A 1,206-nucleotide genomic window follows, 5' to 3' on the forward strand; every position below is an offset into this window, starting at 1 on the left:
CTCGGTGGAGGCCGTATGGTCCTGGCGGCCCAGCCAGGCCAGATAGTCGCGGGCCCGACAGGTAGATGGCCTTGAGGCCGGCGCGGACCTGCTGGACCGCCATATTGCCGGTGAGGGCGCCGAGGGAGTTGATGTAGTCCTCGTTGTTCACCAGATCCCAGAGGATCTCCGAGCCACGACGCGCGAGGGTGTGCTCTTCGACAACGGTGCCCTGCAGCTTCGAGACCTGCTCGGCGGTGTAGTTGCGGGTGACGCCCTTCCAGCGCGGGTTGGTATCCCAATCCTTCTGGATTTCCTCGGGGGTCTTCGGGGTGCCGGTGGTCGACATCGTGCGACTCCACTTCCTTGTTCGGTCGGTCCCGTCGGTCCACGTCGACGGAGCGTTTCCGCTCCGCACTGCTGACTCGACGATTTGCAGGCTTGCAATGCCCTGTGGCGGTACTTCCACACCTTGACACACGAACAAAAGGCCGTCTACCTGTTGCTTCTGTGAATCTGAGCTAGGATCGCCCACCCATTTGTTAAGCCTGCAAAATTAGCCAACGCATTGCCGTTACAAATTCTACTCACCAGTAGCGCTGACCTCGACTTTTACCGTAACGCTCGTACTGTTAGCTTGGGCTCCCGGCCGCCCCCACGACCCACCGACTCCAGCTCGCTTGTGAGGACGTTCATAACTGAAGTCGCCTGCCCTCATATATGGCGGCCCTCACCACCTCACGGCCACCCCCGGCTCACATCCAGACGGAGCGCGTGGGCTACCAAGGCTGAGGGTGGGGAAGGCGGGGAGGGTGGGGAGGTGGTCTTGCTCGCTGGGGTGGGGAGGTGCCCCTGCCCGTCAAGGTGGGGACGTGACCTCACTCGCCAAGACGAGAAGACGACCCTGCCCCGCGAAGGTCAGGACGTGACCTCACCCGCCAAAGTGAGGAGGTGACCCTGCTCGCGAAGGTGAAGAAGTGCCCCTGCTCGCTGGGGTGAGGAGGTGACCCTGCGCGTCAAAGTGGGGACGTGACCTCACTCGCCAGAACGCGAAGACACAAAGACGACCCTGCCCGCGAAGGCGGGGAGGAGGTGACCCCACCCGCGGAGGTGAGGAGGTGACCTTTCTCGTCAAGGTTCTGTGTTTATTAGCGCGGCTTCGCCGCGCGGGGTTCGGCCCTCTGAGCGTCTGCTGTCAGCGCTCGAGACTCGCGGCTGCGCCGCCTT

Annotated in this window: 1 pseudogene; it reads right to left on the reverse strand. The window is 63.2% G+C overall.

The features are described from left to right. A pseudogene (locus tag ACWDU1_RS32450) lies at positions 1-328 on the reverse strand (isocitrate lyase); the annotation flags it as partial. Between the last annotated feature and the right edge of the window lie 878 nt (positions 329-1,206).

Source organism: Nocardia sp. NPDC003345 (genome assembly GCF_053589395.1).